Source organism: Mesorhizobium sp. LEGMi-168a (genome assembly GCF_058312955.1).
Genome location: NZ_JBZEGV010000072.1, coordinates 1 through 3,539 on the forward strand (window position 1 = coordinate 1; position 3,539 = coordinate 3,539).

The 3,539-nt window shown below is 65.4% G+C and carries 3 protein-coding genes and 1 pseudogene; all 4 read right to left on the bottom strand.

The genetic code is table 11. The features are described from left to right. On the bottom strand, window positions 1-407 hold a 407-nt coding region (locus tag AC4FWB_RS33820), incomplete at its 3' end, for a hydroxymethylglutaryl-CoA lyase-like TIM-barrel protein (protein ID WP_491030553.1). 565 nt (window positions 408-972) lie between these two features. Beyond that, on the bottom strand, window positions 973-2,166 hold the full coding sequence (locus AC4FWB_RS33825) for an IS91 family transposase (RefSeq protein WP_491030554.1): 1,194 nt from the start codon (window positions 2,164-2,166) through the stop codon (window positions 973-975). 2 nt (window positions 2,167-2,168) lie between these two features. Continuing rightward, window positions 2,169-3,077: a tyrosine-type recombinase/integrase gene (locus AC4FWB_RS33830; RefSeq protein WP_491030555.1), complete on the bottom strand. Its 909-nt coding sequence runs from the start codon at window positions 3,075-3,077 to the stop codon at window positions 2,169-2,171. A gap of 224 nt (window positions 3,078-3,301) precedes the next feature. Continuing rightward, a pseudogene (locus AC4FWB_RS33835) lies at window positions 3,302-3,539 on the bottom strand (hypothetical protein); the annotation flags it as partial.

The following is a 3,539-nucleotide window of genomic DNA, read 5'->3' on the forward strand; positions in this document are numbered from 1 at the left end:
AGCCCGTGGGCGGCGGCAAGAGCCATAACCGGCCTGAACCGCTCGATGCTCTGCGCGATCGTGCAGTTGGTGTTTTTCCGCGCATAGGTCTCCGACGCGCTGGCGAAGACGGCACGTTCCTGGGCGCCGGCTTCGATCGCGGCCGCGGCGCCTTTTTCGTTCGGCACAAGCGCGGAGAGAACAAGGCCGGGCCGGCGCGGAGCTCCCCGCATGACCTCGTCATGGTCGGCCATCTGCGGCACCCATTTTGGCGAAACGAATGCCGTCGCCTCGATCCGCTTGAGCCCGGCATCCGCCAGCAGCCAGATCAGCGCGACCTTGTCTTGGCCGCGGATGATCGCCTTTTCGTTCTGCAGGCCGTCGCGAGGGCCGACCTCGACAATGGTGACGGTCCTTTCCTGGTCCATTAGTCCTCCGTCGCTCTGTAAAGCGTGTCGACTAATAGACTTCGGTTGCTACGTCGATCAAAGGTACAGACTTGAAGAAAACACCGGATCTGTCCGTATCCTGCCCTGGGCGCTGCCGGCAAGCGAACGCCTCGGCGGAAAGTTGGCGACGGAGCTTCATTGTAAAATGGCGCGTCGGGCGAGATTCGAACTGCAACTATGTGATTCGAGCACTCGCTTAAGTCTGCTTTCTTAGCCTCGCTCCTCAGAAGCGGTCTGTCTTCTTTCGTGAAGAGTTTCGGGCGCCGGCAGGCGTACGAAAGTCCCCGAGGAAGGAACCCGCGGGCCACAGGCGATGGCTATGGGGATTTCGGATTTCGGCAGATGTCGACGATGGCGCGACCGCCGTCGGGAAGCGCTGGGGTGAATGCGGACAGACCGCTTCGTTGCGCCTGCGCGCGGTGTTGTCGCGACTGTGGGCGGCTGGGCGCGGCTCTGTCGGAGTCGATAATCACCATGGACGTGCGTCGATCCGTTGCCGGAGGCTGAGTGCCTGCAGCTGAAGGCTGAACCATTCCATGCCGGGTCATGGTGTGCTGCTCCCGGTCGACGGGGAACCGTGTGGCGGTCCGCGCGGCTGCCTCCATCGTTCGAACACCTCGATCACGATCATGCGGCCGCCACAGCAGGGGCATGGCGGGCGGAAGTTGTCCGGTTCGTCCGTGGTGTCATCGTCGGACGGTGCGGCGACGTTCAGGAGTTCACGAGCAAGCGCGAGGCTGGCCTTGCGAGCAGGGCCGGCAAGCAGGCCGTAGTGTCGGATGCGATGGAAGCCGCGCGGCAGGACGTGCAGCAGGAAGCGGCGGATGAACTCATCGGTGGCGATCGTCATGAGCTGCTGCCGCTCGGCGCCTTCGCGACGATAGTCCTTGTAGCGGAAGGTGACGGCGCTCTCGTCGAAGGCGATCAGGCGGCTGTTCGAGATGGCGACCCGGTGGGTGTAGCGCGACAGATAGGCGAGCACCGCCTCCGGCCCAGCGAACGGCGCCTTGGCGTAGACCACCCAGTGCTTCTTCCTGACGGGAGCCAGGTGCTGCAGGAATGCCCGCCGGTCGGTGAGGTGCGCCATCGATCCGAAGAAGGCGAGCCGTCCAGCATCGTGCAGCGCGACCAACCGGGAGAGGAACAGGCGGCGGAACAGCTTGCCGAGCACGCGCACCGGCAGCAGGAAGGCCGGACGCGATGATATCCACCGGCTTCCGTCCAGCGCGATGCCGCCGCCCGGCACGATCATGTGCACGTGCGGATGGTGTGTCATCGCCGAGCCCCAGGTATGGAGCACTGCGGTGATGCCGATGCGCGCGCCAAGATGCTTCGGATCCGCCGCGATCGTCAGCATCGTCTCCGATGTCGCCTTGAACAGCAGGTCGTAGACCGCCGCCTTGTTGTGGAAGGCGATGTCGGCGACCTCGGCCGGCAGCGTGAACACGGCGTGGAAGTAGCCGACCGGCAGCAGGTCGGCCTCGCGCTCGGCAAGCCATGCCCGCGCCGCCGCGCCCTGGCACTTCGGGCAGTGCCGGTTGCGGCAGGAGTTGTAGGCGATGCGCCACTGGCCGCAGTCCTCGCAGGCCTCGACGTGACCGCCAAGGGCCGCGGTGCGGCAGTGCTCGATCGCCGACATGACCTTGAGCTGGGCGAGGCTCAGATGCCCGGCATGGGCGACCCGGTAGGCGGGCCCGGCAGTGCGGAAGATGTCGGCAACCTCGATCGAGGCGCGCACGCTCAGCCGTCGGGTGAGATCTCTGCCTCCTTGAACAGGCCGAGCTTGTCGAGCGGGCTCGTGACGGTGCGCACCGTGCGGGTTGCAACCTTGGTATAGAAGGCGGTGTTGTTCAGCTTGGCGTGCCCAAGCAGCACCTGGATGATCCGGATGTCGGTGCCGTCCTCCAGCAGGTGGGTGGCGAAGCTGTGACGCAGCGTGTGCGGCCCGACCCGCTTGGCGATGTCGGCCGCCTGTGCTGCCTCGACGACCACGCGATAAAGCTGGCGGGTGCTGATGGGCTTCATCGCATGCTGCCCCGGAAACAGCCAGCCGTCGCGATGCATCACCCCCTGCTGGCGTCCGACCTTCCACCACTGGCGCAGCAACAAGAGCAGGTCTTGCGACAGCATGGCGTTGCGGTATCGCCCGCCCTTGCCACGCTCGACACGCAGCAGCATGCGCTCGCTATCGACGTCGGCAACCTTCAGCATCGCCACCTCCGCCACGCGCAGGCCCGCGCCATAAGCGACCGACAGCGCGGCCTGGTGCTTGAGGCAGGTGGTGGCGTTGAGGAGACGGGCAACCTCATCGCGGCTCAGCACCACCGGCAGCTTGCGCGGGTGCGCCAGCCGGACGAGCTTGCGCGCCAGATCGGGACGATCGACCGTATGCGTGAAAAAGAAGCGCAGCGCCGACACGATGCTGTTCATCGTCGGCACCGGAACGCCGTCGTCCTGCTGCTCGATCTGGAACCGGCGCAGGTCGTCGGTGGTCGCTGTGTCTGGTGAACGCCCGAGGAACGTTGCCAGGCGTCCGATGTCGCGGAGATAGTTGCGCTGCGTCTCCCGTGAGAAACGCCGCATGTTCATGTCGTCGATCAGCCGCTGACGCAGCGGACTGATTGGTGCATCGAGAACAGGATAGGGCATGGTCGGGCTCCTTGTTGAAGAAGCCCGTGATGCTCTGCCGCTGCCCAACCACCCTCAATGCGGGCGCGACGTCCGGCTCGTGATCTCTACCTCACCGCGCGCGCCCATCCCGCGCAGCGGGTTCGTTCTTCGGAGAGATGCGGCCGGTGCATTGACGCTTGCGTTGCTCGCGACAGCGACCTTTCGGCGCTCCTCCTTCTCGCGCGATAATCGCTCAAGCGAAGCTACGCAGCCCGTATGCCAGCCTGCGCGGTCGCGGCGATGCGAGAGACCGGCCTGATGTGGGCGAACATGCTGCGGGCGTTCCAGGTTGGAAATGCTCTTATGAGCGATGGGGAGCCGTCGAGCTGGATGCGGTCCTCGCGGGTGGCTTGGGCCCAGCTGAGTTGGCCGGCGTGCCATTTGACGAAGGCTTCGGCGTCCGCCGTGATGTAGAGGTCCTCGTCGAAGCCCGGGTTTGTT